The organism is Acinetobacter sp. CAU_H_29a_1 (assembly GCF_058599505.1).
On the sequence record NZ_CM178655.1, the window covers coordinates 2,572,691 to 2,598,477 of the forward strand.

Genomic DNA, 25,787 nt, shown 5'->3' on the forward strand with positions numbered 1-25,787 from the left:
CATCTGAGATCGCTATCCCTTCACTTTTTTTGCCAATGAATTCAAGCCGATCAGTGCTTATGATGAGATCATATACATCTTGGTCGATTGAGTATAATAACAATGAACCAATATTTTCCAGAGCTACCAGATCAAGTTCCAAGTCGTAACTCATCTGCATTCACTCGCGCTATTTTTAAGCAGCTTTATTTGGCGCAAGGTTGGCGCTTTGTTGGCAAATTTCCCAATCTACCTAAAGCGGTAGCAATTATTTCACCGCATACCTCAAATATCGATGCATGGCATGGCTTTACGGCTCTATTGGGCTTAGGCCTGCAAATCACCATTTTTGGCAAGAACAGTTTGTTTCATACCCCACTGAAACCGTTACTTGAGTGGATTGGCGTCATTCCAGTCAATCGTACCCATGCTCAAGGGTTAACCCAAAATATTATCGATATTATTCACAGCAAAGAAAAAATTTGGGTCGGTATGGCGCCTGAAGGCACACGTAAGCAAGCCGAAGCCATCCGTAGTGGCTTTTATCGCATTGCGTATGGTGCACAGATTCCAATTGTGATGTTTTCCTTTGACTATGCGCAAAAAACTATCTACTGCTTGGGCGTGTTTCATCCCACAGGGTATTTTGAGCAAGACCTAGAGCATATTTTAGATCTGTATATCGGCAAATTTTCAGCGAAAAACCCAAAATGGTTGGTCAAGCCTTTACAAAAACGCTTAAAAAATAGCTAGTAAATCAAGGTCGAATCTGCTGAGATGTGCAGCATTATTTGTTTTGCGTTTTAGTATTTTTGACCATGAATTTTGCTCGTTTATCTCTGATTGGTGCACTCACACTGACTATGGCAGGATGTGATCTTGCATCAAAGAAAACACCAACAACAACTCCCATTCAAGCTCGTGAACCTGTGATTGCGATTGCACTCGGCGGTGGCGGTGCCAAAGGTTTTGCACACATTGGGGTACTTAAAGTTTTAGAGTCACATGGTATTAAACCTAAAATTGTTACGGGAACCAGTGCGGGAAGTTTTGTGGGCAGTATCTATGCCAGTGGTAAAACGCCTTTCCAACTTCAGCAAATTGCCTTGACCTTAAAAGAATCGGACATTCGAGACTTAACCCTCAACTCCCAAGGGTTTGTTCAAGGTCAAAAGCTGCAAGACTATGTCAACAAACATGTCGGCAACAAACCGATTCAACAGTTCCCTATCCGCTTCGCTGCAGTCGCTACCCGTCTGGATACAGGACGAAAAGCCGACTTTATTAAAGGCAATGCGGGCCAAGCTGTTCGAGCATCCTGTAGTATTCCGAACGTTTTTGTCCCTGCGGTGATTGGTGGAACCAAATATGTCGATGGCGGTCTGGTCAGCCCAATTCCAGTCAAAACAGCCAAGGACATGGGCGCGGATATTGTAATTGCGGTTGATATTTCAGCCCGTCCCGTTGGAAACAAGCCACTGAATATGTGGGGTTTGCTCGATCAGACCATTAATATTATGGGGCAGCAAAGCATCAATGAAGAGCTAAGCCAAGCAACTGTAGTGATTCAACCCAAAGTTGGCCACCTAGGTACTTTAGACTTAAAAGCCAGCAATCAATCTATTTTAGAAGGTGAAAAAGCCGCGCAGCTCAAAATTAAATCGATCGAAAAAGCCATAGGCGATTTTAAAAAGACCCCAGCTGCTTTTAAACCTGCGCCCAAAGCCAAATTCTAAAAAATTTGATTTTTAATATTCAAAGACTTATTCATCTGCTAAATTGATATAGATGCTTCTGCATCTATATCCCTATAACGAATATATGAGTAGATGTATGGAATTTGCTTTTGAACCTTGGCACTGGTTTGTATTGGGCGTTCTGTTAATGTTATCAGAGCTGATTCTGCCTGCTTTTGCCGCATTGTGGTTCGGTATTGCGGCCATTATGGTCGGTATTTTGTACTGGATGTTCCCCATGATGGGTGTTACCACGCAGTTTGTGACGTGGATTATTTTGTCGATTTTATGCACTTTACTTTGGTTTAAATTTATTAAACCGCTTTCGACTGACAAAACCAAAGCAGGACTGTCTCGCGAAGCAACCATCGGTCAAATTGGCATGGTGATTCAAGCGAGTCCTGAAAGTGAACACATTCGCGTTCGTTTCCCCATTCCAGTACTCGGTTCAGATGAATGGAACTGTCGTACTTTAGATAAAGTCCACGTCGGCGACCGAGTGCGTGTCGTTGAAATACTGGGCAATGATTTAATGGTCAAAGCACATCTCTCAACCAACGAAAATAGATAAAAGTGAGTTAAGCATATGTCTGGTGGATTTATTGTCGTTTTAGCAATTTTAGCTTTTGCCGCTGTCACCATTTTTAAAGGTGTCCGTATTGTTCCACAAGGTTATAAATGGATCGTGCAACGTCTGGGTAAATACCATACCACGTTGAATCCAGGTCTCAACTTTGTGATTCCTTATGTCGATGAAGTGGCTTATAAAGTGACGACCAAAGACATTGTATTAGACATTCCCTCTCAAGAAGTGATTACCCGCGATAATGCCGTTTTGCTTATGAATGCAGTGGCCTACATCAATATCACCACGCCTGTAAATGCCGTTTATGGAATTGAAAACTATACATGGGCCATTCAAAACTTAGTGCAAACGTCACTGCGTTCAATCGTTGGTGAAATGGATCTCGATGATGCACTATCATCTCGTGATCACATTAAAGCCAAACTTAAAGCCGCCATTTCTGATGATATTTCAGACTGGGGCATTACTCTAAAAACCGTTGAAATCCAAGACATTCAACCCTCTTCAACCATGCAAGCAGCAATGGAAGCTCAAGCGGCGGCTGAGCGTCAACGTCGTGCGACCGTGACCAAAGCAGACGGTGAAAAACAAGCAGCGATTTTAGAGGCAGATGGCCGTTTAGAAGCGTCTCGTCGTGACGCAGAAGCACAAGTGGTCTTAGCAGAGTCTTCTCAGCGTGCCATTGAAATGGTCACTTCGGCTGTAGGTGACAAGGAAATTCCTGTGGCTTACTTATTGGGTGAACAATATGTCAAAGCGATGCAAGACATGTCTAAATCGAACAATGCTAAAACAGTGGTGTTGCCAGCCGATATTTTAAGTACCATCCGTGGTGTTATGGGACGTAAAGACATCTAACTAATGCTTAGTTTCATTGAATGAGGACATCTTTCGAGCTGTCCTCACTATTTTGGTTGAGGAAAAACTCAAGCCTCTAAGAAACAAGCATTAAAAAAAAGAGGACACGCTAGGTCCTCTTTTTTAATATAAACACTAAAACTTAGCTTTGACGAGCCAATAAAAACTGTGAAATCTGATTAAGTTCTGCTGCCGCATCCGTTGGGAAATAAGCCAAAGCAGCAAAGGCTTGATCATGCAAAGTCTTGGCATAGTCTTGTGCAGCCTCAAGTCCCATCAAAGCTGGATAAGTCGATTTTTCGACTTGCTCATCCTTCCCTGCAGTTTTACCCAGGACATCTGTATTTGAAATGATATCTAAAATATCGTCTTGCACCTGAAAAGCCAAACCAATTGCCTGCGCATATTCGCGTAACTTTGGAATCGCTTGATCGCAACCATCAAATACAGTCACTGCGGCCATCATCACCGCAGCAGAAATCAATGCACCCGTTTTATTTCGATGGATATTTTCAAGTGCAGTCTGATCGACACGTTTACCTTCGGCTTGCAGGTCAAGGACTTGGCCACACACCATTTTAGAGCTCGCTGTCGCTAAAATTTGCATCTGCTTCAGTACAATACCTTGATCAACCACTGGGCCAGCATCAAACAGACGGCTACCTAAAATTTCAAATGCCATGGACTGTAAGATATCGCCCGCAAGCAAAGCCGTATCTTCACCATAAGCCACATGACAGGTCGGCTGACCACGACGCAAAAGATCATTGTCCATACACGGCAAATCATCATGTGCCAAGGAATAACAATGAATCAGTTCCACAGCTACAGCGGCGCGGCGCACGGCAGCTGCATTATTGTTTGGATTTAAATGTGCCGTGGCATAGCACAGCGCAGGACGCACACGTTTTCCACCTAACATGACCGCATGATGCACAGCACTCTTTAACGGTTCCGGAATTGAAAAAGCATCAAGTGCAGTCAATAAATCATCGTGAATACGTTGTTGAGCCTGTTGGAGTGCATTTGCTGATACGTCGGTTAGTGCTGACACATTCGCCTCGAATAACAATAGGATAAATTAATCTGGTGCTCAGTTTGACTGAGTCGATCATTTGAAGTGATCTGTTGGCATGATACTGCTTTCTGCCCGCTTTCTCTATGCCGAAAGTACAAACAAGGCGCAGTATTCTATTAATTTTTGCAGACGAGGTGATAAGAATGACTTTTCTACTATTTCAAGCAATCATTACTCAAGCAATCAAGCCCTAAAAGTCACCACTCATGCTCTTGGTTATTTTTAGCATGCTTATCACAGGCCTAGAGTTGACATAAAAAAGCCTCTACAGAGAGAGGCTTTTTACATCGTGTTAATCCAAGCTTTCAGCGGGAATACGCACCCAACCTTCCATCAGCACACGAGCACTACGGCTCATGACAGCTTTTTTCACTACCCACTGACCCTTTTCTTGTATCGCTTGCGCTCCGACACGTAAGGTACCTGAAGGATGGCCAAAACGAACTGCTTCACGTGCTCCACCACCCGCGGCCAAATTGACCAAGGTTCCTGGTATCGCTGCTGCGGTACCAATGGCAACAGCTGCTGTCCCCATCATCGCATGGTGTAATTTACCCATAGAAAGTGCACGAACCAATAAATCGGTGTCTTGCTCTGTAATGGTTTTACCACTCGACGAGACATATTGTTTTGGCTTAGAAACAAAAGCAATTTTAGGCGTGTGTTGACGACTGGCAGCTTCAGAAATGTCTTGAATCAGCCCCATCTGTTTTGCACCATAGGCACGAATGGTTTCAAAACGCGCTAAAGCTTTGGCATCGCCATTAATTGCGTCTTGTAATTCACTCCCCGTGTAGCCAATGTCTTCTGCTTTTAAGAAAATGGTCGGAATACCTGCATTGATAAACGTTGCTTGAAAGCGACCAATCTCTGGAACCTCTAAAGTGTCAACCAGATTCCCTGTTGGGAACATTGCACCACCATCTTCACCATCATCGGCTGGATCTAAAAATTCAATTTGCACTTCTGCAGCTGGGAACGTCACGCCATCAAGTTCAAAATCACCTGTTTCTTGAACTTGCCCCTGCGTAATAGGTACGTGTGCAATAATGGTTTTTTGAATATTCACCTGCCAAATGCGGACTGTGCAGATGCCATTTTCTGGAATACGTGCAGCATCGACCAAACCATTTGAAATCGCAAATGAGCCTACAGCAGCCGTTAAGTTGCCACAGTTTCCGCTCCAGTCGACAAAAGGCTGATCAATCGACACTTGCCCAAATAAATAGTCGACATCATGTTCGGGCTGTTGGCTCTTCGCTAAAATCACCGTTTTACTGGTACTCGATGTTGCACCACCCATACCATCAATCTGCTTTGCATAAGGATCGGGGCTACCAATTACACGGAGCAATAACTGATCTCGAACGCGTCCAGCCTGTTGCGCAGCTTCTGGGAGATCATCTAATTTAAAGAATACGCCCTTACTGGTCCCTCCACGCATATACGTTGCTGGAATTTTGATTTGCGGTGCAAAACTCATTTTTATTGAATCCTTCATATTTATCATTGTGTTAAGTCAAAAGATCTGATTTAACTTAGGATCATCATACCTTTTTTCCCTATGCCTACGTAAAATACAGACTTAAGTCTAAAAAAACATCATTTGTGAACGTCCGGTTTCCAAATAAAATTCCCAATTTGATAATTTAAATAAAATTAATATATTGATTCATATGTTTTTTATTTACAATTCATTACACATTATTTTTCATATGAATAATAACTTTTTTTCATGAATTTTGAGCTACTATGCGATTTCTTCGCGATCTATTACAATCGGAAACACTTATCCATTGTCGGGCTGAAATAACTTGAATAAAGAGTCGTCTCAACTTCAGCGTGGCTTAAAGAACCGTCATATTCAATTGATTGCCATGGGCGGCGCAATTGGTACTGGCTTATTTTTAGGTTCCGCACATGTGATTGAATCTGCTGGCCCATCCATTATTTTGGGCTATGCAATTGGCGGTTTAATTGCATTTCTAATCATGCGTCAACTCGGGGAAATGATCGTTGAAGAACCTGTAGCCGGTTCTTTTAGTCATTTTGCAAACAAATACTGGGGCAAATTTGCAGGCTTTTTGGCTGGCTGGAACTACTGGATTCTATATGTTCTAGTAGCCATGACCGAACTTACCGCTGTTGCGAAGTATATCAACTACTGGTGGCCTCATATTCCTGCATGGGCATCTGTTTTAACCTTCTTTGTTATCATTACCTTAGTCAATTTAGGTAATGTGAAGTTTTACGGTGAATCAGAGTTCTGGCTAGCTATTATCAAAGTCACGGCCGTCGTCGCCATGATTGTATTTGGTCTTTATCTTTTGGCCACGGCAGGTGCAGATTCCACGGCTTCATTTAGCAACCTTTGGTCACATGGCGGTTTCTTCCCACATGGCGTTGAAGGTCTCTTCTATATGCTTGCCTTCCTCATGTTTGCCTTTGGCGGTATTGAATTGATTGGTATGGCTGCAGCAGAAGCTGATAATCCACAAAAATCAATTCCTAAAGCAATCAACCAAGTGGTATTCCGTATCCTCATTTTCTATGTGGGTTCATTGACCATTTTGTTATCGCTTGTACCTTGGAATGATTTGCAACTTGGTGGCTTAGATAAGAGCCCATTTGTAATGATCTTCAGTCAATTAGGTATCGGTTGGGCTGCGCATTTACTGAACTTTATTATCTTGACTGCAGCACTTTCTGTATATAACAGCGGTATGTATGCTAACAGCCGCATGCTGTTTGGTTTAGCACAGCAAGGTAATGCACCTAAAATATTCAGTAAAACCAATAAGCAAGGCGTACCAATTCCAGCAGTCTTGTTTTCAGCATTGCTCATTTTCGGTTGTGTACTGTTGAATTATTTTGCGCCAGAAGATGCTCTCAGCAACTTAATTTATATTGTTGTTGGTGCTTTGGTATTGAACTGGGCCATGATCAGCTTAACTCATCTTCAATTTATGAAGGCCATGAAAAGCGAAGCGAAAAAACCATTATTTCCTGCACTTTGGTCGCCTTTCAGTAACTACCTTGTTCTTGCATTTATTGCTGTAGTGCTTTACATCATGTGGACTCAAGGTTTAAGCGGCGCTGTGATCATGATTCCAATCTGGATCGTATTAATGTTCGTTCTATACAAAATTCTGTATAGAAAAGCATAAAATATTCATTTTTAAATAGTTATTGTTTCGGCAATAACTATTTTTTTTGAGTAAAATCAGCTACATTAACCGCACTTTTGCGCTCTTAGCTTAACTGGATAGAGCAGTTGCCTCCTAAGCGACCGACGTGGGTTCGAGTCCCGCAGAGCGCACCACTTTAAGTTCTATGGTCGGCCACCATAGTCCATAAAGCATAGTGAAATCAATTGATCTGGCGGGTTTTATATCGTTTAATAGTCCATGATAGTCCACCATAACACAGTATTTTTCACGGTATCTTTTACGGTATGAGTGAAAATACCGCAAAAGTGATACCGCAAAAATGCCTAAAACCGTTGTGCCACTTACCGATGCAAAGATAAAAAGAGCTAAATCAGAAGGCAAGCCAGCCAAACTATCGGATGGCTATGGCTTGTATCTTTATATTGACAAGAACCAACAGAAATTTTGGCGTTTTGATTATTCCAGACCATTCACTAAAAAAAGAAATACTTTAAGTTTTGGGCCATATCCTGAGGTAAGCCTTGCTGAAGCAAGACAGAAACGTGAAGATGCACGCTCTCTCATAGCACAAGACATCGATCCGCATGAAGAGAAAAAGCGCATCATTCAAGAACACATTTTGTCTGAGAAAAATACCTTTGCGGGTGTTGCTGCAGAATGGGTTTCTAAACAAAATTTGGCTGAGTCTACGATTAAAGGTCAAGCTCGTCTGCTTGAAGTTATTAACTCATATATCGGTAAAAAACCGATCGATAAAATTACACCTGTTGAGGTGCTTAATATTTGCCGTTTCTATGAAAAACAAGACAAGCTCGAAACCGCAAAAAAAGTAAAAGTAAAATGCGGTCAAATCTTTAGATATGGAGTTGCCACTGGTCGTTGTGAGCGTGATGTTACTCAAGACCTAAGAGGCGCATTGAAAGCACCTCAGGTAAAGCATTTATCCGCGCTTACAGAAGTGTTTGACTTTGCTCAGTTGCTTTATGATATCGATTTCTACGAAGGAACTTTTATTACAAAGACTGCGATAAGAATCGCACCTCTCGTATTTGTTCGTCCGGGTGAATTACGTCATGCAAAATGGTCTGATATAGATTTAGATCTAGGCACTTGGGCCTACACACCACCAAAGACTCGCAGTAAAACTGGTGTTCAGCATATTGTCCCACTATCTAAACAAGTTGTTGAGGCGCTAATTGATCTGCAACCCATCACAAGATGCAGTGAATTTGTTTTCCCTGCGATTACCACGCAGTTAAAGCCAATGTCTGAAAATACCATTAACCAAGCGCTCAGGAGAATGGGTTATACATCTGAGCAGGTATGTGGACATGGTTTTCGCGCATCCGCTCGAACAATACTTGAAGAAGTCTTGGGCTACCCTATTGAGATTATTGAACAACAGCTTGCGCACAAAGTTAAAGATATGCATGGTCGCGCTTATAATCGAACTAAACATTTGGATAAACGTAGAAAAATGATGCAACACTGGTCTGATTATTGCGATGAAATCAAAAATAATTACTCTAAATCTCGCGAAGTTAAAAGCCGTGAAATTATGTAAACCACATTTTTTGGCTCTACGGAATAAGATTGTAAATCCACTCCAACTACGACTATTCTTCCTCTTTTAAGCTTTTTACACTATTAACAGATGTTTTAAAACCAACGCTCTTATCAATATTATGCGCGCATTGCTCAACAATCCAATCTCCAGCAATACCCTCTCTAAAATTCACAAGTGTTATTGGCATTTCTGCCGAAATTTGAGGATTACCTGGTAAATTTAAACTTAACTTTTCCTCATCACGGCGCGCTTGATCAAGTGATGCTTGGGCAGCTGCGTATGCACTTTTCTCATCTTGATAAGTATGTCTTAATCTTTTAACTGGCTCACCATCACCAACTTTCACCTCATGCTTTTTAGCGCCCTTTTTATCATGCCAATAAGCAATCACAGTACCCGCGCTATCACTTGTACTTGATGTCATTTCCCAGTCGCTAACTTCTTCTTTTGCTAACGTCAGAGTCGGTAAATCAATATCACCACGTTTCACAAAAAGCAGTTTTCCGCCTGCGGGTTTGCAAACAGCATCATAGCGTTTTGCAATACGTAGTAAAAAGTTTAAATCTGATTCATCCGACTGATCAAAGTGTGGCAACTTAATTTGTGCTACCGCTTCACTTACCAGCGAATCAAGGCCATGCTCTTTTGCAATTTTACTCACCACAGTAGAGATGGTTGTGTCCTTTGGCCATGATCTTGTTTTTTGGGAAGCTAATGAAGTGATGCCATTTTTACTTGTAAGTTGTGGTACCGCACGACCACGAATCACCATTTTTTCAGGTGGTCCAGACAACGAAACTTCACTAACAATAAAAAGCCCCATATCGACCATTGCTAAGTCGTATCCCATAAAGATTCTTAACTCAGCCCCTTTTTTGGGTAACTCAATAGGACGAATAGGGTCATCAATTAAAGATATTTCGCAAGTATCTGATTCATAGCCTGTGCCATCAGTAATAGAGATATATTCGTATAAATCTGAAATGATGCTGGTGATATCAGTTTCATTCGCAATGACAGAGAAGCAAGGTTTTAATCCCATAATTTCACCTTCTGCTTTTCAGTTGATTGTGTTACTTCAGGCAGCTCAATCAAAACACCCGCAGGTAAAATTGCTGGATAATCTGTAATACCAAAATTCGCTTCAATAATGTTTTCCACGACTTTGTTGTTCGTGTTTCCATAATAGCGATAAGCGATTTCATCTAAAGTATCACCATCTTTCGTTGAATATTGAGCCATTTATATACCTATTGCATTCATTAGTGTGCCAAGTAAACCTAAGCGCTCAGGACTATCAGAGTATTTACGCATATTCACTGTAAATTCTTGCCGGCGAGGAACACCAAAAGCAGCAAACCTAGTCTGGCCTTCTGTAATGCTATTGATGACCCAATAACCTAAAATTCTACCTGTACCACTCACAAGTAATTGAGGTTGTCCTGTTGCAGCCAATGCTCTTAGGTCGTCAATTTGCCCCGTACCACCTTTAAACTCAGGGTAAACTACGCCTGTTAATGAAATTGCATCTTCACCCGGTCCTAAATACTGTAAGTTATCCCAACCGCCAAAAACCGCTTGTTCTCCCCACTTATAATTTGTGGTTCGATTCAGTTCTTGATATGCAGCTGTATAAATACAAAACCTAAATGTTCCCAACTTCATCATTGAGAGGAATGTACCAAAAATTTGACCGTCCATTATTGTGCATACCCCGCATCGATCATTGAGCCACGTTGGGCAACGGCATTCGCACTCTTCAGTTTTTGCATCACCAAATTGGCAATTTCATTTGGATTTTGTCCTGGTGCGGCGGTCACAGTGAAAGACTGTGTAATGTGTTGCTGTGGTGCAATACTCTTAGTATTTGCACCACGAATCTGAGGAGCTGGCCCAGCAGTACGATATGGCACGGCGCGAGATGCTTGAGGCTTCTTCTGCTCGGATGCTCCAAAACCAAAAGTACTTTTAACCGAACCAAAAAAACTTCCAACACTGGGCGCCTTATTTGCCAGATCCGCGACTTGACCAATCACCCCACCAATATGTTTATGAATCCACTCAAGTACACCCATAAGCGCTTTTGCAGGTGCCAAAGCAATGTTGATTGCTCCACCAACAATCTTGCCAAAGGATTCACCCGCACTTGTAGCATTTCTTAACTGTTCATCCGTGGCCTTTGTTGGCGCTATAAGCTTCATAAACCAGTCATAGACAATCCCAATACCATTACCAATCATTTGAATTACTGGCTCTAGCCATGACATCGATTTATAAAGATCAGTGAATGATGCGACTACAGGTTCAAGTCCTTGTTTTAATCCAGTCCAAAAACCACTAAAGAACGCTTTGATGCGATCCCAATATTTGTAGATCAAAACACCTGCTGCGACAGCTGCTGCAGCAGCTATCCCCCACGGCGTGCGTAAAAGAATAAAACCAACCTGCTTAACTATTGGAACAACCATACCGAATGCGGATTTCAATAAACCTACTGGATTAAGTAAAGCTGTAAATACTTTCCCTGTAATACCACCAGAAGCAGACAATTTTACAAATTCACTAGATAAAGATAAAAATGGTGATTTAATAGCAAGGATTGCTAGACGAGCCGCTAATAAGCCAACTTTAAATGCACCTAGCGCTACAACTGTGGTCACTATAAATTTAGTTAGCTTAGGGTGCTCTTTAGACCAATCTGCAAATACAGAAACGACATTTCCAACACTTGCCATAATTGAATTTACTGCAGGTAAAAGAACACTTCCAATATTGACAGCTAATTCCGAACCTCGGTTTTTAAATGTTTGCCACTGCGCCTCTGTTGTCTCCATTCGAGCCTTAAATTCTCGACTCATACTTCCACTTGCATCGCTACTTGTAGAAAGGCGCAATTGTTTTTCTAACTCGGCCCTATTCTCCATTAATTTAGAGAATGTATCCCAATGTTCAGCACCAAATAAAGTTGCAACAGCATCAATCTGTGATGTTTGACCATCCTTAGCAATTTTAGGAAGCTTCTTGATCTTATCCATTACTTCAAAAATAGTGCCGATTGCATCAGTTTGCATTCCACGACCCAATTGACCAGTCGTCAAGCCTAATTCTTCGACCATTTCTCTAAATGGTTTTGACTGAGTATTAGCGGCGCCTAGTTTTGAGAATACAGCGTTAATGGCTGTTGATGACGTTTCAGCTTTTTCACCAAGTGTAAGCAATGTTGAACCCAAGGCAGCTGTATGCTTGTCTGATATTTTAACCATGGACGCTGTACCACCCACGCGTTGCATAAAATCAATAATATCTTTACCAGATGCAATAGCATTATCATCAAGATAGTTAATGGTATCTGCTAAATCATCAATATTCTTTATTGGAATCTTATACATATTAGCAATCTTACCCATATCTTGAGCAAGTTGATCAACTGGTAATTCAAATGCTGTCCCCATCTCAGCAACAACTTTTGTAAATTCAATTACATCTTTTTTGGCCACACCCATTTTTAATGATTCAGCAACCATAAGAGCGATTTCATTTGTGGCAATTGGTAGTTCTCGTCCAAGCAATTGAACTTCTTTCTGCATATTAAAAAAGTCTTTGGTTAGCTTCCCGCTTTCATCCCGCGCACCATCTAATTGTTTTGCGATGCCAAGCATTGCTGTTTCAAACTTAGCAGCCATCACAATAGGCGCACCGAATGAAACTGCAGTTGCAACAGTAGATCCGATTTGACTTGTGAGCTCATGAAGCTTTTGTTGATTTTCAACTCTTGATGCTTCGACTTTTGTTAATTTTTCTTGTGCACGCGTTAAGCGCTTCAATTCATCAGTAACACCAGAGTACCGTGCACGTAAATTATCAACATTTTTACCCATGCTTCCGAATGTGCGAATAGATTCGCCTAGCATAGATTGCTGTTTTTTAACGCGCTGAATTTCAGACCCAATTTTACCGAGCTGTGATGTGGTACTTCCTATCGCAGTGCGTAAAGAGCCTGCAACTTCACCACCAATCGTGATGATGGCATTTAATTTCTTATTTGACATTGCATCTGACACAATTAAACCAATGTGCCATTTTGTTATTTTTAATGCCTTTTATTCATTATTCACTTATGCAAAGAAAAACCTCCCGAAGGAGGTTTGTGTTTTATTTGCGCTTGTAATCTAATGCCATGCGTTCTGCGGGGTTTAGATGCCATTGATAGTAATCCATCCGATCACGCTGCTTCTTCAACTCGTCTTTATCTATGAAATGAAAAGCAAACATTGCACCATCCTGAAAGTGGTCATGCACCGCGCCAGCCATGTGCGGGCTAATAGTGCGAATAGCCTCACCAAACTCACGCCACCACTCACGAACCCAAAGCATGTGCCAAGCTAACCCTTGCACTGATTGATCGTAGTGTCGATCTACCGCAATCAAGTCTTGTTTTGGCTCAACAATCTTAGCCTTAAGCTCCATTGTTTCTAAATAATGCACTGCTTCAGGAAAATGAATAGCTAAAAGTTCCGCATAACGTGGGATTTTAAAGTGTCGATTATGGCGACTCCACATTTCAGCATAAATCTTACGCTCACCTTTAGATCGACGATCTACAATCTCATGTAATAAAGCCTGTTGCTCAGGTGAAATGGATTTTCTATCGCTAATCTGCCATTGCATAACCATAGCATCGTAAGCACGAATAACCATTAAATGGAATTTTGCGGAGATCCACATTGCGTATGCGTAAACCATTTCCTTAACCGCGTACGTACCACGATTATTACCACCATTAATTACTTTTACAGCACTTCTCATATTTGAGAAGTGGTTGTTTTCACAAAGGCTTATATCTGAGCATTGCTCAATTTCCTTAATCAACTCCTGTGTTTGTTCAACACGCAAAAAGTTAGAAGGTTTGTGCTTAGCAAGATTACCACTCGCCTTATGCAAATCAGCAAGTGAATATCTACCTTCATCGTCTTGGCGAATAGCAAATTCACCAATGACTAAGGGCTGGTTGTTTGGACTTGAGAAATTTTGTGTTAAATTAGACATAGTTCTAATCCTATTGGTTTGGGTTAAACAACACGAAAGCGCATTTGATTTCTCAGGTCAGGGTGCGCTTTTTTGTTGTCTGCTGTTCGGTCAAATTGACCGAAGTTGATTTCATGCTTTCGCACTCTCTTTTCGTTCTTTTGCTTCAAGCCATTCTTCTATAATCAGATTTAACTGAGCCGTTACTGATCGTTTTTCATTTTTTGCATGAATTTTTACTTTATCCACGTTCTCATGTGGCATGCGGAAATTCATTTGCTTATCGGTTCTCGCCATTTCGAATCTCTGTAATATTACAGTGCTAATGCTAATACGGTGCTAATATTGATGTCAAGCACCGTACTAACATATTCTTACAACCTACAGATAACTTTTGATATTACACAATGGCTAGAACTGACCCGCAATTCAATCTACGAGTACCCGCTGAATTGAAACAACAGGTAGAAGAGGCTGCTAAATTGAGCGGTCGATCAATTAACGCTGAAGCTGTTTATCGCTTAGAGCAAAGTTTTAAAAATATTAATAAATCTCTTGATGATTTGAGTGCTGATGAACTTATATATTTTATTTTCAATAAATTAAACTCAAGAGGACTTCATCTTACGGTAGAAGAAGTCGCACGCATTAAAAAATAGGCTCTACGGAATATGATGTGTAAGTCTATTCCATAGAGCATGGTTAAATTTCTTAACTCTGTGTGGAATTTACTTCCTCATTAAGCAATTTATCAAAACAAGAACTACAGTAGCCAAGTCCTATACCAGATATTTCACCTATAGGCTTGGCTGAACAAATCTGACATACATGAGACTGTTCTATTAATGCAATTAGTTCTTCCTCAGACAAGAAATCTGAATGTTTGACAACATTGCCAAGAATCTCTCTATGGTTATCTTTGAACAATAGTTTTGCTCTTAACATCTCAAAACTATAACCTCGACCTTGACGATTAATTACTTTGGCCACACCGTTCATAGCTTCTGTATAACCATTTGTTAATGGCTTGTCGAAGTATGCAAGTATTTCCTCTCGCCAATTCTTAACTGCTGTAACCAACGGCTTGAAGTCTTTGGCTGTTTTCTTCATCTCTGGTGGGATGATGTCTAGCCAGTCATTAAGTACTTGCTCTGCATCTGCCCGATTATCTTGGTCATAGATACAGTAGAACAGCTCTTTAAGATTATGCGCTATTGCTACATGTGGTTCGTTTGCAAGCCACATATCAGTGTTATACAGACCATGTTCATCAAGGTCCTTATAACGCATACGAAGCAGGGATTTACGACGCATCCAGTCTTTGCCAATCGCTTTCGTGCGATCTTTTGATAATTGAATACGTACGCCATCCATAGCTTGGTTTGCCATGCGGACAACGTGGAACTTATCAACAATGATCGGTGTATTTGGAAATACAGCTCGAATAGCATCTTTGTAGGGCTTCCACATATCCATGACAAAGCCTTCAATATGTGCATTCCTGTTGCGTTGCAGCCAGTTGGAAACAGCAGCCTTATCGCGTGTATCAAACATGTCGATGTATCGACGCTGCTCAACATTAACAACTACAAAGCGTTGCTTGCCATCAATCATGGTTTCGTCAATGCCGATCCAGCCACTTAAATCAGGCTCATACGCTTCATTTAGGCGGCTAACGTACTCATTTGCTATGGAACGTATGGTCTTATCATCACAACCTATACGCTTTGCAATGTTCACAAAGGTATCGGTAAAGCATTCATTTTGAATAATCTCGACGCAACGCTCTGTCATTCGTGTATTTGGCTCAATACCATCAATAGGCTGAATGAACGTACCACCGCAATCTCTGCAACGGTATCGCTTCAATACAGCCTGAACAATGACAGGTGAGCCACGCACTGGACCATCACGGTAAGCTACGGTCTTTGGGCCATGTTTGTAGAAGTGCTCAGAGCCACATTTTAAACAGCAATCAGGCTGTACCAAGTATTCAGCTTTGATAATTAACTCTTTACCATGCTCAACACTTAATACGGCCCAATTTGAAAGAGCTAGGATGTCAGTCATACGGCCACATCCATCTGCAGTAGGTTTAATATGCGGTTTTGAGCTATTTCAAAGTATGCAGCATTCTTTTCAATGCCGATGAATCTTCTGTTTGTATTAACGCAAGCTACACCAGTGGTACCGCTACCCATGCAATTATCAAGCACTAAATCACCCTGATTTGTATATGTGTTTATTAAATATTCGCATATAGAAACAGGCTTTTGTGTAGGGTGTAAAGCATTGTTTTGCTTGTCACTATTGAAAACTTGAATTGATCTTGGGTACCGCTCTGTTGATTCATAATCTTGAATCTTTAAAGCTTTACCATAAACCTCACTACCTATATCTTTTCGTCGAGCTTTTTTCTTTTGATGACCAAATGTTTTTTGAGGATTATATGTTGGCTGTTTCTTGTAAAAAACAAGAATGTTCTCATGCGCTCTTAAAGGTTGTTTATTTGCGTTTAAAAAACCTGTGGCTGCGGGTTTTTCATAAATCCATTCATAGCGAAATAGTTTTAAGTTAGAACTTGCAAGTACTGCTGTGAAAGGTTGTGCAGAGAATAAAACGATAGCTCCATCATCTTTGATAATTCTTTCGTAATGTCCCCACAGCTGATCAAAAGGAATAACAATGTCCCAAGCACAACAAGTGGTACCGTATGGTAAATCACAAAGGATTAGATCAACTGACTTATCAGGTATAGAGATCATTAAATCAAGGCAATCACCATGAAGTAACTCTATGTTTTTATCGGTACCAACATTGCCGAACAAGTTATAATTCATTGTTATATTCCACACGATATTCCTGAATAAGAATATAACATAGCTTAATCAATTACACACGTTATTCCGTAGAGCCAAAAAATAATTTAAATATACATCTATTGCTTTTATTCTTTGGAAACACAATGAAAATCATCCTACTTACACTGCTAATAATACTACCCGCTACAACAACCTTTGCCGCAGCGAAAAAATGCAAAGACTTTTCTACTCAACAGCAAGCACAAAATTGGTATGAAGCACGCAAAAAGTCAGGTCAAGCAGGATGGAAAAGCCTAGATCGTGACGGTGATGGTAGAGCCTGTGATTGTCTACCTGGTGGTAATGGTAAAAACTGCCCCACTAAGAAAAAATGATAGCAGATCAAAGCATTTTCTATGATGCTCAAATCTGAGCATCATTTTTACTTCTATTAAAACTATCTAATCTTGCAAAAATCCCCAGTAAACTGAGCACCTTCAAGACAAAAATTTAAAAAAGTCTCACTCCCAAGCCTATTATTAGCTGAGTACTCAGCAAACTTTAGAAAATTAAAATATGTTGTACTCCCATCACTATTAAATTTCATAAGCTCTGGGTAATTGTACTTTAGTGTATAAAGTTCACTATCATGTTTGTTGTTGTATTTATCGACTAGGGTCACATTCTGCATAACATTAAATTGTTTGAGATCGGTAACATTCTCTTTCTTTAATGCATCAATGACCTTCTTAGCATTTTCCGCAGTGTGAACGACTGTTAAATAATCTGTGGAATCATGTGCTTTCAATCGAATATTGATAATTTGATTATTAAAAAATTGAGCGTCTTGAATTTCATCTTCAATTTCATCAAGCGATTCAATAACAGCCTGTATTCGATCAATAGGCGTATTATCTGACACACTCAACTTTACTGATTCTGTAATTTTTTTGATTTTCTCAGCATTATCTGCCGCAACTTGTTCTTGCGTTTTTGGCGTCTCATCAGAGGAACATCCAACCAATACTGCAATTAGAAGTACTAGAATGCAATTATTCAAAGCCCCCATATATAACCCTATTCTTATCAAGTAAAAGTGCCAACATCATAACAAAAAACAATCATATTCAAAAATAAAGGGCCGCATCTCAAATGCCACCCTTTAAGATTTCCAAATTTCAAATGAGGAATTAGAGAAAGCACCCTAAGGTGCTTTATTCTCTTGGCAATCCATCACACCACCAAATCAATCTTGAAATTGGTAACTTCTCAATTTCAGTCAATGACCATGATGTAAATGATGATAGTGCAATTACATGCTGACGAATGTTATTTGCACTTAAGATGTAAAAAGTCGATATGAATCCTGAATACGACCATAATCACGTAAACCCAAACCTTTAATAAAATCGGGTTCAATTTCGCAAAGATTTGCAAACATCGTAATTTCTTGTTCAGCACTGGACTTACCTTTGCTTTGTAATTCAGCTGTCAGTAAATCTTGTACTGTTGGCTCACGCATATCTACAAATTGAATGCCACCATAAGGACGACTTAATTCAATTGTGTTTTTGCCCTCACCTTCCTTAATATAAGCTTTTTCCTGATTTTCCATCTTTTACATTCCTAATGCTGAGCGAATATCTGCAAGCACATCTGTACCGTTAATAATACGAACCATGTTAATCACATCAACTTCATGGATAACCTGACCACCAATCGTTTGCTTGTAATATGTCAAAGACAAGTCATATTTATCTTTAGGTGCTTCACCAGCTTTTGAGGTGCCTTGGTTAATTTTGACAATTTTACCTCTCAAATTATGAACCACGGCTGTTACTGTGCCATCATAAGATTCCATCGCTTCACGCACTGTGAATGCGGTCTCTTTACCCTCTTTCACACCAAACAAAGACAAGACATCACGATCATGTGCATTCAAAGTAAAGTCAGCAACTAACTTTTCCATCCCCATTGTGATATCAATCGGGGCATCCATACCACCAGCGCGGTATTCTTCAGTTTGTAAAGACAATTCAGGCATATTGGCTTCATCTGTGTTACCAGCATGGCCACGACCATCAACAAATAAATTAAAATTCTTACGAATATCCTTTGCTACACCCATCTCAAATACTCCTTAAGAAAAAATCTCTTTGATATAGTCATTAACCAAATGAGAACGGAAAATAATATGCTCGGCTGGATACACTGGCGTAAAGTCAAAATCGAAATAGATTTTCCCTTGTGCGATTTGATCTGCTGAATTTAGATCAGGATCCGCCCAACAAGAACCACCCAAAATAGCACCGATGTTTGTGAGGTAACGCAAGTAAGCATTCACCCCCTCAATCACATCATCTACATAAGTTTTTGTAATGCCACGATCTACAGCCCAAAGGTGTGCCGCTTTTAATGATTCATCAATCATATCTGCTGTACGTACAACACATAAGAATGCCCATTTTGAATCACTTGAAAGTGTGCGGTTGCCCCAAAGACGATAACCCTGTTGGCGGATAATTGTTGTGATATTTTTTTCATTGAGCAAATTCGCACGACAATTCGCGTCGCCCATTGCAAAATCAATTGCGCGAGCAGTACCAACAATACCATTAATTTCTTGGTTAGACGGAGACCACCACCAACCACGATCATTATCTGATTTAGCAATTAAACCAGCAACACAAGCACTTGCCCATTCTTGAGAAGTTTCACCGTCGACTGATTTTAGAACTTTAGGATCAACAAGGAATACGCGTTTAGAACCAAAGTCTTCTGAGTATGCAATTGCATCAGCATCATTAGTGTTAGGACCATCAGCAACAATGACTGCTTTTAAGCGCTCTGCAATACCAATTAATTCCGCAACAACTGGATTTGATGTAGCTGGTGTTTCGCCAACAGCTTCTGTACGCGTATGTGTAAAACCAGGCGCAATTAGAATTTTAGGGACAAAGCCCGTGATGTTTTCAGATGCTAAGAATGCATGCACACCTTCATAAGTACCAGTGTTTGCATCTACTCCACCAATTACATTTGCTAATGTAGCTGGATCTGTTTCTTCTTCATCAATACGTACAACAATAACCACGGCGCCAATTTGGTCGAAAATAGAATCTAGTGCTTGTGGCAATGTTCCTGTTTCACCAAGCTTAGCTGCAAGCGTGCGTGACCCTGCAATTAAAACAGGTTTATTCAGTGGAAAAATTAAAGGATCGGCTTCTGGTGCAGACCCAATCACGCCAATAGTGGAACTACGCACAGTAGTGATGGGACGTTCACCATCATCTACTGTGGCGTTTTGAATCCCATGTAAAAATAAATCGCTCATTAACCGCAATCTCAGTTGAAGATTTTAGTTAATTTTTACGCTTTATGTAGTAGTTTTCATTATTCACAATTGTGACTCAAAACGTCATACACAGTTCCCAAAACTCATCAATTTCTAAATCTGTTCTTTTTAACATGCCACGCATAACATCAATACTTGGGTCTGTACGAACAAAGTTAGTCGCATCTTTAAACCCGATCATTGTTAATTCACGTGTGTATTCATCTTCAATGAGCATGATTTGAGCTTCAATGTCAGATGATTTGTAACCATACTCCAACATGCCACGCATAAATTGATAGCGTGTTAGTTTTGGATACTGTGAACGCTTATATGCAAGCTTTTCTTCTTCGGTGCGACCATCTTCCCAATGGCCTGCACTAGGCTCATTATCCCACACCCAAATAGTGTGAAATTCTGTTGGTTTTGGTGTTTCATGTTTTATAATTTCTGTTTCAGTCATTAATCGATATTCTTTTAAATCAATCCAATCACAGACTTTGACTTCGTCTTCAAAATAACGAATTTCTGATAAATCAGTTTTAATATATTTTTGCATCTTAATACTCATGAAAATTCAATTGCTGTAATGTTATTACCTGTCACGTTATATGACTCACCAACTCCAACTGTAAACCCACAAGAATACAGATTTGAGGATGTTGTGCTAAATAGTTGAATACCATTTATTGTTATAGAAGCAGCTTTACTACTTGAACCATTAGTCGCCACAGCAATGGTGATAGGTTTATTCTTTGTGTTTGTGTATGTTGTACCAGATATAAGAGTTACTGATTTAGATGATTGAGATACTCCAAATGCTTTATCATTTAGAACTTTACCTTGTGCAGCAGTCAATGCTTGTGTAGTGCTTGTACTGGTTAGTGTGTTGTTTAGTTTTACTACGCCCTTTTGATCTGCGCTTGCATCTTTTAAATCGGTCTTTTCAAGTTTATTGTCTTGCAGTTCTTTTACAGTACGTGCAGAAGCAACTTTGTCTGCATCATCCGTTGTTAAGTTATCTACGATTTCAGAACGTTTAATATAATTTTCGTCAATCCATGCTTGTGTGGCATAAATCAAAGACTGATCTAATGTTAATTCAACAACAGAACCATCCGTTACGTTTTGCGTAAATCTAAGTCGATATTCACTCACACCGCTTGGATCAGCTACCTTTTCAAAAGGTGCATGTGAACCATGTGAAATCAACTTTCCATTCGCGATAATGCCAATTTCACGAATTGTAAAGCCACCGATATCAGATGGAATAATAGTTTCAATCACAATCCAATTAGCATTTGTTGCGTGTCGCTCGTATTTAGTGACAGCTTGACGATGAACTTCACGAACTAAAGATGTCCGTGTTTTTGTTGGCGTTGGTACTGAACCGTTACCATCACCAAAAGCAATATGAGTGATATTCAACTTTGTATTTGTGGCGATAGCATTTGCTATTTCAGCATCGCCTAAATTAGTTGTGACATTATAATACTCAGGCATTATGACCTCGGCTCACTTATATACGTTAATGCTGTTTGATGCACAATAAGGTTGCGTATCGTTAAAATTGGGTTAATTGTTACGGTAAGGTTTGCTAAATGCCGTGATGCTGCTTTTGATTCCGAAACTAAGCGATTAATTTCAGCGTATGTTTCTGCATTTAAACTTTTGCCAATGACGTTTAGCTCTAAATTAAAAGTGCCCTGCACTAAATTAGGTACCGCTTTAAACCACTCAATTAAGTTCACTTCATAACCAAAGGGTTCTAGTGCACGTTTAATTGCTGCTGGCGTGCCTTTTAAACGATGTAAAGCTCGTGATTCTTTAATGACTTTACGTTTTAACGCTTCCTGCCAATTTTCATCCCAATAGTCCACTGACTTTTGCCATGCGATAAATGGTAAAAACTGCGCTGGCACCTGATCGATATCTTTGATGATACGAATTGATGGTAAATCAAAAGCATCTTTACCTGCTTCAGCAAATTTTCTCTCTAAGTCTGTTGAATTTGGAGGAAGTAAACTTGTCAAATTACACCTCCAACCGTAATACTTTTAGTGGTGCAATATGGATGGTGATAATTATCCATTACCAAATCTGCTGTCGGTGAAATAATTTGTACTCGCTCAATCCCATCTACATGCAATGCAGCATAAATTGCAGATAGGTAAATACTTTCACCGTTTTTTTGAGCATTTTTAATGTATTTATCTAATCGAATATTTGCAGCTTCAAGTAACAATGCATCTTCAGCATTTTTACCCACATATAAAACTGCTTCAATTTGGTAATTTGTGGCCAAACTAGATTTTACTGTTGGTCTATCACAGATAGGACGCACATGATCAGGATCTAATGCAGCTTGAACAATTGAAACCAACTCTTCTGATGCTTGCCCATTGATACTATCAACCTGTGTAATCACAACATCTAATAAATATGGATTCTCAGGCTCTGATCGGACTTTAATACCATCAACGCGACCATCTGCCGATAATGTGAAATAACGGTACGCATTTGCAGATCCAGCCGTATTCATACCATCAAAGGACAAAATACAACGCTCACGCAATCGCTCATCAGATTCATACACAGCTTCAACTGGCGGTATCGCTGTGTTATCAGCAGGCGTGACGACTAAGCGTGTTAGCCCGTATTCTGTTAAAGCCAAATGATCTAAATCTGATTTTTCCGCATAAGCAAGCAATAAAGATCTAGCGTCAGCATTACATTTTGCTTGATAAAGCATTTCCAAATATGCATTTTCTTGTAGTAACTTCACTACTGGTTCAGATTCACGTTGCAATAACTCTCGTACTGCTTGCTGTTCAGATGCATCATATAGAGATATGAAGCTTTCTTTTCTTTTTGTGAAAATAGCTTCGTAGCTTAATTCTGTGATTAAGCTAGGCGGTAAAAGCTGTGAAAAATCGACTGTACTCATTTGCCCACCACAATCCCATCTAATTGAACAGTTTTTCCATCAAGTTTGTATTTACCAGTAATTCTTAGAACAATCTGTCCTACTACTGCGCTCGTTACATCTACAGCACTAACCACAAGGCGATCTTCCCACTTCATCAGTGCTTCTGCGGTTTCTGCAACAATATCAACCACTGTACTTCTATTAATTGGAGCATCAATTAACTCAAATAATCGAGAGCCATAATCACGGCGCATCACACGCGAACCAATCGGAGTATTTAAAATGTCAGCAATCGATTGTTTTAAATGCTCCAACCCTGTCAATTCACGACCCGTTTCAGCATTCATACCCATTAGTTCACGCCTCCTGAGTTGCCACCACCAGTTTGGACACCTTTATGCGTATGTGATTCACCAATATTTTTCCCGTCATGGGTTAATGAACCACCACTAAAAGAGACATTTCCTTCCAACGTCGCAGTTCCACCGCCAGCACCCATGCTTAATGACTTAGCTACGGTTAAATTTCCAGTACAAATTGTATTTGGTGCATCCATAGTGATTGTTGATTCAGCTTGGATTTGAGCTGTATTGCATCGAATAACGACATGACCACTAGAAGCCGAGGCATCAACGAATAGTGTGTGACTTGATTTGTCATACTCGATAGTTGTGCCATCCGCAAAAACACGCTTCGGATTTTCACTATCACCAGCATTCGGAAAAGCATCTTGAGATATCGCAAATGCAATAACACCTTGTGACAAATCACCCGATGGAGATAGCACTACAACTTGCTCGCCTTTGGTATAACCACCATTCCATGAACGATCTGCTCCAGCACGTGATTTAGCCCACTCAAGACCCGATACCAACTCACCATCAAAATTTACTGTTGCAGTACCAGCGGCTAAATCAACGCTATCTACACGACCTATCTTTATAAGGTTTGCAAGGATGCGATCCATCTGTGCTAATGCATAACTCATGGCAGTATCTCCTGATAAGCACTTGAATGAGCGCTACCAATTTCAGGCGACCAACCAAACCATGCTGTAGGCGTCACACCTCCAGATTTCCAAATACTTTCACCAATATGAATAGGTATGGAAAAATCCACACGCCAAACATCAAACCGATCAAGTCCTGGGTAAAATGCATCTTCGGTCACATCTAAAAGAGTTAATGGACCTGTTTTTAATTCGTGAAAATGTTTGTTTTTAAAAAGGTATTGAGCGAGTTTTAAGGCAAGTGCTCTTACCTTTAATTTTGCAAAAGTTGGATTGTCTTGTTCTTTTTCCATTGCATCAATAACAACGCGCGCTTCAATGCGAGCAAACATAGGCAATTGCTCTGTACCTGCATCTTCTTCCAGATTCAATTCAAAGTCAGGAACCTCAAGCAACAATGCTGGTAAATTTTCTTTTTTTAATGGCGAGCGTTCATTTTCACTTCGATAAAATTCAATCAACTTAAAATCATCTTTAAATTGATCTGAAAGTTTTTTTACAATGTTCTCATGCATTGCAACGATGTCTGTGCCCTCTATCGCATCTGCCATTTTAATTCATGCTCCAAAACTTTAAAAAATTGCTCTTGGTACCCATTAGAAAAAGCCTGTCCATCTAAATATGAATCTGCTTTTTCTTTAATTTCTAACGTTTGCTTTTCAAGTGGCAAACGCTCTTTTCCTTGTCTTTTAAAAACTTGACCTTTGGCAATAAAAGCACTGTCTCGCTTATGTCTACCAGCAGTCACGCCACGTTTAGTTTCACGTGCATTTAAATGAATCAATGATATTTCGTTTAAGCCATACCAAAGATTGATTGTCCAACCTGTACTTGTTTTTAGAATCGTCGTCTTACGCATTCTTCTGCGTAAAACCTTCTGCATAACTTGTAATTCAACACTCAAACCTTTTACAGTTCTCGTTTGAATCCACTTGGCCATCTTATTTAAAGTACGGCTTAATGCAGCATTAACTTGTTTTTCCGTAGGCTCTAACTCAGCAATAATTGATTCAATGCCTTGAGCACTAATATCAAGAGAAATCATGCATTCACTTCAAGCTTAAGAATAGACATTCCAGTACCGTCTTGCTGTGGATATGTCATCACATGAAATTTGCGACCGTCGGGGAGTAACAAGTCATCACCACGCGCCACACCTTTCACATCACTTGATTTACATGTAAAGCGTGGCTGAGCATCGTCAACTTCATATTCGCCAAGCTGAGCATTTAGATATGGCTCATCAAATATGCCTGTTACTGGCTTATCATCAGACCCATCCGCAAACTGAATCGTTGCGGTAATAGCAAAGCCACCTACCGCATCAGTTTGTAGGAAAACGTCTAAATTTTCCCAACTCGGCGAAGTCATTATTCGTCTTCCGCAGCTGCTTGAATCGCTTCGATTAACGCATCCTTGGTAAGCGATGCATCAAGTTCAATTTCATATTCATGTAGTGCAAATTCAACCAATTGAGCTTTTGTCATTTTAGCCAAATCAATCTCTTCATCCCCCTCTTGGGTGGAATCGGTTGCTTCAACCAATACGCCACGACCACGCGCCAATAAATCTTTTGCAAGATCTTGATCAACTTCAACTTCAGCGCCTGCAACACGAATTTCACCATCAATTGCAACAGCGGAAGTTAAAGCGATAACTACAGTTAGTTTCTTAACCATTTTTATATGCCTATATAAAGTCTAAAGACAGGTTAG

The 25,787-nt window shown here is 40.1% G+C and carries 32 protein-coding genes and 1 tRNA gene; 9 read left to right on the plus strand and 24 right to left on the minus strand.

Annotation, left to right across the window (positions count from 1 at the left end):
- The first annotated feature begins 102 nt into the window (after positions 1–102).
- The 4 genes from AC4MDD_RS12835 to AC4MDD_RS12850 all read left to right on the plus strand — a co-directional run bounded on the left by AC4MDD_RS12835 (position 103) and on the right by AC4MDD_RS12850 (position 3,159).
- A complete protein-coding gene (locus AC4MDD_RS12835; RefSeq protein ID WP_491881768.1) occupies positions 103–732 on the plus strand; it encodes a 1-acyl-sn-glycerol-3-phosphate acyltransferase in 630 nt (209 codons plus the stop codon).
- Between the two features lie 65 nt (positions 733–797).
- On the plus strand, positions 798–1,715 hold the full coding sequence (locus AC4MDD_RS12840) for a patatin-like phospholipase family protein (RefSeq protein WP_242760163.1): 918 nt from the start codon (positions 798–800) through the stop codon (positions 1,713–1,715).
- Between the two features lie 97 nt (positions 1,716–1,812).
- Positions 1,813–2,286, plus strand: coding sequence for an NfeD family protein (locus AC4MDD_RS12845; protein WP_004694603.1), 474 nt, complete (start codon positions 1,813–1,815; stop codon positions 2,284–2,286).
- 15 nt (positions 2,287–2,301) lie between these two features.
- The gene (locus tag AC4MDD_RS12850; protein WP_004981272.1) at positions 2,302–3,159 is read left to right on the plus strand and encodes an SPFH domain-containing protein; all 858 of its coding nucleotides are present in this window, start codon (positions 2,302–2,304) and stop codon (positions 3,157–3,159) included.
- Positions 3,160–3,301: 142 nt separating this feature from the next.
- On the opposite strand, the gene AC4MDD_RS12855 is transcribed toward AC4MDD_RS12850, so the two are convergent.
- Positions 3,302–4,213 carry a polyprenyl synthetase family protein gene (locus AC4MDD_RS12855; protein ID WP_058952533.1) on the minus strand — a complete coding sequence of 304 codons (912 nt, stop codon included), beginning with the start codon at positions 4,211–4,213 and terminating at the stop codon, positions 3,302–3,304.
- Positions 4,214–4,529: 316 nt separating this feature from the next.
- Positions 4,530–5,720, minus strand: coding sequence for a 2-methylaconitate cis-trans isomerase PrpF (prpF, locus tag AC4MDD_RS12860; RefSeq protein WP_491881769.1), 1,191 nt, complete (start codon positions 5,718–5,720; stop codon positions 4,530–4,532).
- 331 nt (positions 5,721–6,051) lie between these two features.
- Between prpF and AC4MDD_RS12865 the strand changes: the two genes are divergently transcribed.
- The 3 genes from AC4MDD_RS12865 (at position 6,052) to AC4MDD_RS12875 (ending at position 8,971) form a co-directional block, all read left to right on the plus strand.
- The gene (locus AC4MDD_RS12865; protein WP_491881770.1) at positions 6,052–7,404 is read left to right on the plus strand and encodes an amino acid permease; all 1,353 of its coding nucleotides are present in this window, start codon (positions 6,052–6,054) and stop codon (positions 7,402–7,404) included.
- A 79-nt stretch (positions 7,405–7,483) separates the two neighbouring features.
- A tRNA-Arg gene (locus tag AC4MDD_RS12870) sits at positions 7,484–7,559 on the plus strand.
- Positions 7,560–7,726: 167 nt separating this feature from the next.
- Complete coding sequence (locus AC4MDD_RS12875; RefSeq protein WP_491881771.1) at positions 7,727–8,971, plus strand: tyrosine-type recombinase/integrase; 1,245 nt, start codon at positions 7,727–7,729, stop codon at positions 8,969–8,971.
- Positions 8,972–9,023: 52 nt separating this feature from the next.
- Here the strand turns inward: AC4MDD_RS12875 and AC4MDD_RS12880 are convergent, their stop codons facing one another.
- The 6 genes from AC4MDD_RS12880 to AC4MDD_RS12905 all read right to left on the minus strand — a co-directional run bounded on the left by AC4MDD_RS12880 (position 9,024) and on the right by AC4MDD_RS12905 (position 14,296).
- Entirely contained in the window at positions 9,024–10,016 is a 993-nt protein-coding gene (locus AC4MDD_RS12880; RefSeq protein ID WP_491881772.1) for a phage late control D family protein, read from the minus strand.
- A complete protein-coding gene (locus AC4MDD_RS12885) occupies positions 10,007–10,216 on the minus strand; it encodes a tail protein X (RefSeq protein ID WP_119064391.1) in 210 nt (69 codons plus the stop codon). The genes AC4MDD_RS12880 and AC4MDD_RS12885 overlap by 10 nt, the downstream gene beginning before the upstream one ends.
- Positions 10,217–10,675 (minus strand): phage tail protein, encoded by a 459-nt coding sequence (locus tag AC4MDD_RS12890; RefSeq protein WP_490752145.1) that lies wholly within the window; start codon positions 10,673–10,675, stop codon positions 10,217–10,219.
- Complete coding sequence (locus tag AC4MDD_RS12895; protein WP_491881773.1) at positions 10,675–13,035, minus strand: phage tail tape measure protein; 2,361 nt, start codon at positions 13,033–13,035, stop codon at positions 10,675–10,677. Before AC4MDD_RS12895 ends, AC4MDD_RS12890 begins: the two co-directional genes overlap by 1 nt.
- A 91-nt stretch (positions 13,036–13,126) precedes the next feature.
- Complete coding sequence (locus AC4MDD_RS12900; protein WP_428871822.1) at positions 13,127–14,020, minus strand: KilA-N domain-containing protein; 894 nt, start codon at positions 14,018–14,020, stop codon at positions 13,127–13,129.
- A 111-nt stretch (positions 14,021–14,131) separates the two neighbouring features.
- Complete coding sequence (locus AC4MDD_RS12905; protein WP_428871823.1) at positions 14,132–14,296, minus strand: Arc family DNA-binding protein; 165 nt, start codon at positions 14,294–14,296, stop codon at positions 14,132–14,134.
- Positions 14,297–14,406: 110 nt separating this feature from the next.
- On the opposite strand from AC4MDD_RS12905, the gene AC4MDD_RS12910 reads away from it, so the two are divergent.
- Complete coding sequence (locus AC4MDD_RS12910; RefSeq protein WP_428871825.1) at positions 14,407–14,658, plus strand: Arc family DNA-binding protein; 252 nt, start codon at positions 14,407–14,409, stop codon at positions 14,656–14,658.
- Between the two features lie 52 nt (positions 14,659–14,710).
- Here AC4MDD_RS12910 and AC4MDD_RS12915 read toward each other — a convergent pair whose 3' ends face one another.
- Positions 14,711–16,069 (minus strand): ISL3 family transposase, encoded by a 1,359-nt coding sequence (locus tag AC4MDD_RS12915; protein WP_491881774.1) that lies wholly within the window; start codon positions 16,067–16,069, stop codon positions 14,711–14,713.
- Positions 16,066–16,839: a DNA-methyltransferase gene (locus AC4MDD_RS12920; protein ID WP_491881775.1), complete on the minus strand. Its 774-nt coding sequence runs from the start codon at positions 16,837–16,839 to the stop codon at positions 16,066–16,068. The genes AC4MDD_RS12915 and AC4MDD_RS12920 overlap by 4 nt, the downstream gene beginning before the upstream one ends.
- Before the next feature lie 125 nt (positions 16,840–16,964).
- Between AC4MDD_RS12920 and AC4MDD_RS12925 the strand changes: the two genes are divergently transcribed.
- On the plus strand, positions 16,965–17,195 hold the full coding sequence (locus AC4MDD_RS12925) for an excalibur calcium-binding domain-containing protein (RefSeq protein ID WP_428871826.1): 231 nt from the start codon (positions 16,965–16,967) through the stop codon (positions 17,193–17,195).
- 62 nt (positions 17,196–17,257) lie between these two features.
- Here the strand turns inward: AC4MDD_RS12925 and AC4MDD_RS12930 are convergent, their stop codons facing one another.
- The 14 genes from AC4MDD_RS12930 to AC4MDD_RS12995 form a co-directional block, all read right to left on the minus strand.
- Positions 17,258–17,869 carry a hypothetical protein gene (locus tag AC4MDD_RS12930; RefSeq protein WP_428871827.1) on the minus strand — a complete coding sequence of 204 codons (612 nt, stop codon included), beginning with the start codon at positions 17,867–17,869 and terminating at the stop codon, positions 17,258–17,260.
- A 270-nt stretch (positions 17,870–18,139) separates the two neighbouring features.
- The gene (locus tag AC4MDD_RS12935; protein ID WP_491881776.1) at positions 18,140–18,415 is read right to left on the minus strand and encodes a phage tail assembly protein; all 276 of its coding nucleotides are present in this window, start codon (positions 18,413–18,415) and stop codon (positions 18,140–18,142) included.
- 3 nt (positions 18,416–18,418) lie between these two features.
- Complete coding sequence (locus tag AC4MDD_RS12940; RefSeq protein WP_279734042.1) at positions 18,419–18,928, minus strand: phage major tail tube protein; 510 nt, start codon at positions 18,926–18,928, stop codon at positions 18,419–18,421.
- Between the two features lie 12 nt (positions 18,929–18,940).
- Entirely contained in the window at positions 18,941–20,134 is a 1,194-nt protein-coding gene (locus AC4MDD_RS12945; RefSeq protein WP_491881777.1) for a phage tail sheath subtilisin-like domain-containing protein, read from the minus strand.
- Between the two features lie 76 nt (positions 20,135–20,210).
- A complete protein-coding gene (locus tag AC4MDD_RS12950) occupies positions 20,211–20,693 on the minus strand; it encodes a hypothetical protein (protein ID WP_491881778.1) in 483 nt (160 codons plus the stop codon).
- A gap of 8 nt (positions 20,694–20,701) precedes the next feature.
- Complete coding sequence (locus tag AC4MDD_RS12955; protein ID WP_491881779.1) at positions 20,702–21,637, minus strand: phage tail protein; 936 nt, start codon at positions 21,635–21,637, stop codon at positions 20,702–20,704.
- Positions 21,637–22,167 carry a phage tail protein I gene (locus AC4MDD_RS12960; RefSeq protein WP_490752133.1) on the minus strand — a complete coding sequence of 177 codons (531 nt, stop codon included), beginning with the start codon at positions 22,165–22,167 and terminating at the stop codon, positions 21,637–21,639. The genes AC4MDD_RS12955 and AC4MDD_RS12960 overlap by 1 nt, the downstream gene beginning before the upstream one ends.
- Positions 22,164–23,081, minus strand: a complete 918-nt coding sequence (locus tag AC4MDD_RS12965) for a baseplate assembly protein (protein ID WP_491881780.1) — start codon at positions 23,079–23,081, stop codon at positions 22,164–22,166. Before AC4MDD_RS12965 ends, AC4MDD_RS12960 begins: the two co-directional genes overlap by 4 nt.
- The gene (locus tag AC4MDD_RS12970; RefSeq protein WP_178318471.1) at positions 23,078–23,416 is read right to left on the minus strand and encodes a GPW/gp25 family protein; all 339 of its coding nucleotides are present in this window, start codon (positions 23,414–23,416) and stop codon (positions 23,078–23,080) included. The genes AC4MDD_RS12965 and AC4MDD_RS12970 overlap by 4 nt, the downstream gene beginning before the upstream one ends.
- Positions 23,416–24,051 (minus strand): phage baseplate assembly protein V, encoded by a 636-nt coding sequence (locus tag AC4MDD_RS12975; RefSeq protein ID WP_491881781.1) that lies wholly within the window; start codon positions 24,049–24,051, stop codon positions 23,416–23,418. The genes AC4MDD_RS12970 and AC4MDD_RS12975 overlap by 1 nt, the downstream gene beginning before the upstream one ends.
- Positions 24,048–24,623 (minus strand): hypothetical protein, encoded by a 576-nt coding sequence (locus AC4MDD_RS12980; RefSeq protein WP_490752127.1) that lies wholly within the window; start codon positions 24,621–24,623, stop codon positions 24,048–24,050. Before AC4MDD_RS12980 ends, AC4MDD_RS12975 begins: the two co-directional genes overlap by 4 nt.
- Entirely contained in the window at positions 24,608–25,117 is a 510-nt protein-coding gene (locus tag AC4MDD_RS12985; RefSeq protein WP_491881782.1) for a hypothetical protein, read from the minus strand. Before AC4MDD_RS12985 ends, AC4MDD_RS12980 begins: the two co-directional genes overlap by 16 nt.
- Positions 25,114–25,443 carry a head-tail joining protein gene (locus AC4MDD_RS12990; protein ID WP_119064369.1) on the minus strand — a complete coding sequence of 110 codons (330 nt, stop codon included), beginning with the start codon at positions 25,441–25,443 and terminating at the stop codon, positions 25,114–25,116. Before AC4MDD_RS12990 ends, AC4MDD_RS12985 begins: the two co-directional genes overlap by 4 nt.
- On the minus strand, positions 25,443–25,751 hold the full coding sequence (locus AC4MDD_RS12995) for a hypothetical protein (RefSeq protein WP_119064367.1): 309 nt from the start codon (positions 25,749–25,751) through the stop codon (positions 25,443–25,445). Before AC4MDD_RS12995 ends, AC4MDD_RS12990 begins: the two co-directional genes overlap by 1 nt.
- Positions 25,752–25,787 lie beyond the last annotated feature (36 nt).

Excerpts from the sequence above, each read along its gene's own strand:
- AC4MDD_RS12975 (WP_491881781.1), bottom strand. The coding sequence starts at position 24,051 with ATGAGTTATGCATTAGCACAGATGGATCGCATCCTTGCAAACCTTATA.
- AC4MDD_RS12905 (WP_428871823.1), bottom strand. The coding sequence starts at position 14,296 with ATGGCGAGAACCGATAAGCAAATGAATTTCCGCATGCCACATGAGAAC.
- AC4MDD_RS12930 (WP_428871827.1), bottom strand. The coding sequence starts at position 17,869 with ATGGGGGCTTTGAATAATTGCATTCTAGTACTTCTAATTGCAGTATTG.
- AC4MDD_RS12950 (WP_491881778.1), bottom strand. The coding sequence starts at position 20,693 with ATGCAAAAATATATTAAAACTGATTTATCAGAAATTCGTTATTTTGAA.
- AC4MDD_RS12970 (WP_178318471.1), bottom strand. The coding sequence starts at position 23,416 with ATGGGTATGAATGCTGAAACGGGTCGTGAATTGACAGGGTTGGAGCAT.
- AC4MDD_RS12880 (WP_491881772.1), bottom strand. The coding sequence starts at position 10,016 with ATGGGATTAAAACCTTGCTTCTCTGTCATTGCGAATGAAACTGATATC.
- AC4MDD_RS12910 (WP_428871825.1), top strand. The coding sequence starts at position 14,407 with ATGGCTAGAACTGACCCGCAATTCAATCTACGAGTACCCGCTGAATTG.
- AC4MDD_RS12920 (WP_491881775.1), bottom strand. The coding sequence starts at position 16,839 with ATGAATTATAACTTGTTCGGCAATGTTGGTACCGATAAAAACATAGAG.
- AC4MDD_RS12945 (WP_491881777.1), bottom strand. The coding sequence starts at position 20,134 with ATGAGCGATTTATTTTTACATGGGATTCAAAACGCCACAGTAGATGAT.
- AC4MDD_RS12890 (WP_490752145.1), bottom strand. The coding sequence starts at position 10,675 with ATGGACGGTCAAATTTTTGGTACATTCCTCTCAATGATGAAGTTGGGA.
- prpF (WP_491881769.1), bottom strand. The coding sequence starts at position 5,720 with ATGAGTTTTGCACCGCAAATCAAAATTCCAGCAACGTATATGCGTGGA.
- AC4MDD_RS12980 (WP_490752127.1), bottom strand. The coding sequence starts at position 24,623 with ATGGCAGATGCGATAGAGGGCACAGACATCGTTGCAATGCATGAGAAC.
- AC4MDD_RS12875 (WP_491881771.1), top strand. The coding sequence starts at position 7,727 with ATGCCTAAAACCGTTGTGCCACTTACCGATGCAAAGATAAAAAGAGCT.
- AC4MDD_RS12940 (WP_279734042.1), bottom strand. The coding sequence starts at position 18,928 with ATGGGTGTAGCAAAGGATATTCGTAAGAATTTTAATTTATTTGTTGAT.
- AC4MDD_RS12835 (WP_491881768.1), top strand. The coding sequence starts at position 103 with ATGAACCAATATTTTCCAGAGCTACCAGATCAAGTTCCAAGTCGTAAC.
- AC4MDD_RS12995 (WP_119064367.1), bottom strand. The coding sequence starts at position 25,751 with ATGGTTAAGAAACTAACTGTAGTTATCGCTTTAACTTCCGCTGTTGCA.
- AC4MDD_RS12840 (WP_242760163.1), top strand. The coding sequence starts at position 798 with ATGAATTTTGCTCGTTTATCTCTGATTGGTGCACTCACACTGACTATG.
- AC4MDD_RS12885 (WP_119064391.1), bottom strand. The coding sequence starts at position 10,216 with ATGGCTCAATATTCAACGAAAGATGGTGATACTTTAGATGAAATCGCT.
- AC4MDD_RS12850 (WP_004981272.1), top strand. The coding sequence starts at position 2,302 with ATGTCTGGTGGATTTATTGTCGTTTTAGCAATTTTAGCTTTTGCCGCT.
- AC4MDD_RS12955 (WP_491881779.1), bottom strand. The coding sequence starts at position 21,637 with ATGCCTGAGTATTATAATGTCACAACTAATTTAGGCGATGCTGAAATA.
- AC4MDD_RS12915 (WP_491881774.1), bottom strand. The coding sequence starts at position 16,069 with ATGACTGACATCCTAGCTCTTTCAAATTGGGCCGTATTAAGTGTTGAG.
- AC4MDD_RS12985 (WP_491881782.1), bottom strand. The coding sequence starts at position 25,117 with ATGATTTCTCTTGATATTAGTGCTCAAGGCATTGAATCAATTATTGCT.
- AC4MDD_RS12965 (WP_491881780.1), bottom strand. The coding sequence starts at position 23,081 with ATGAGTACAGTCGATTTTTCACAGCTTTTACCGCCTAGCTTAATCACA.
- AC4MDD_RS12845 (WP_004694603.1), top strand. The coding sequence starts at position 1,813 with ATGGAATTTGCTTTTGAACCTTGGCACTGGTTTGTATTGGGCGTTCTG.
- AC4MDD_RS12935 (WP_491881776.1), bottom strand. The coding sequence starts at position 18,415 with ATGGAAAATCAGGAAAAAGCTTATATTAAGGAAGGTGAGGGCAAAAAC.
- AC4MDD_RS12900 (WP_428871822.1), bottom strand. The coding sequence starts at position 14,020 with ATGTCTAATTTAACACAAAATTTCTCAAGTCCAAACAACCAGCCCTTA.
- AC4MDD_RS12925 (WP_428871826.1), top strand. The coding sequence starts at position 16,965 with ATGAAAATCATCCTACTTACACTGCTAATAATACTACCCGCTACAACA.
- AC4MDD_RS12990 (WP_119064369.1), bottom strand. The coding sequence starts at position 25,443 with ATGACTTCGCCGAGTTGGGAAAATTTAGACGTTTTCCTACAAACTGAT.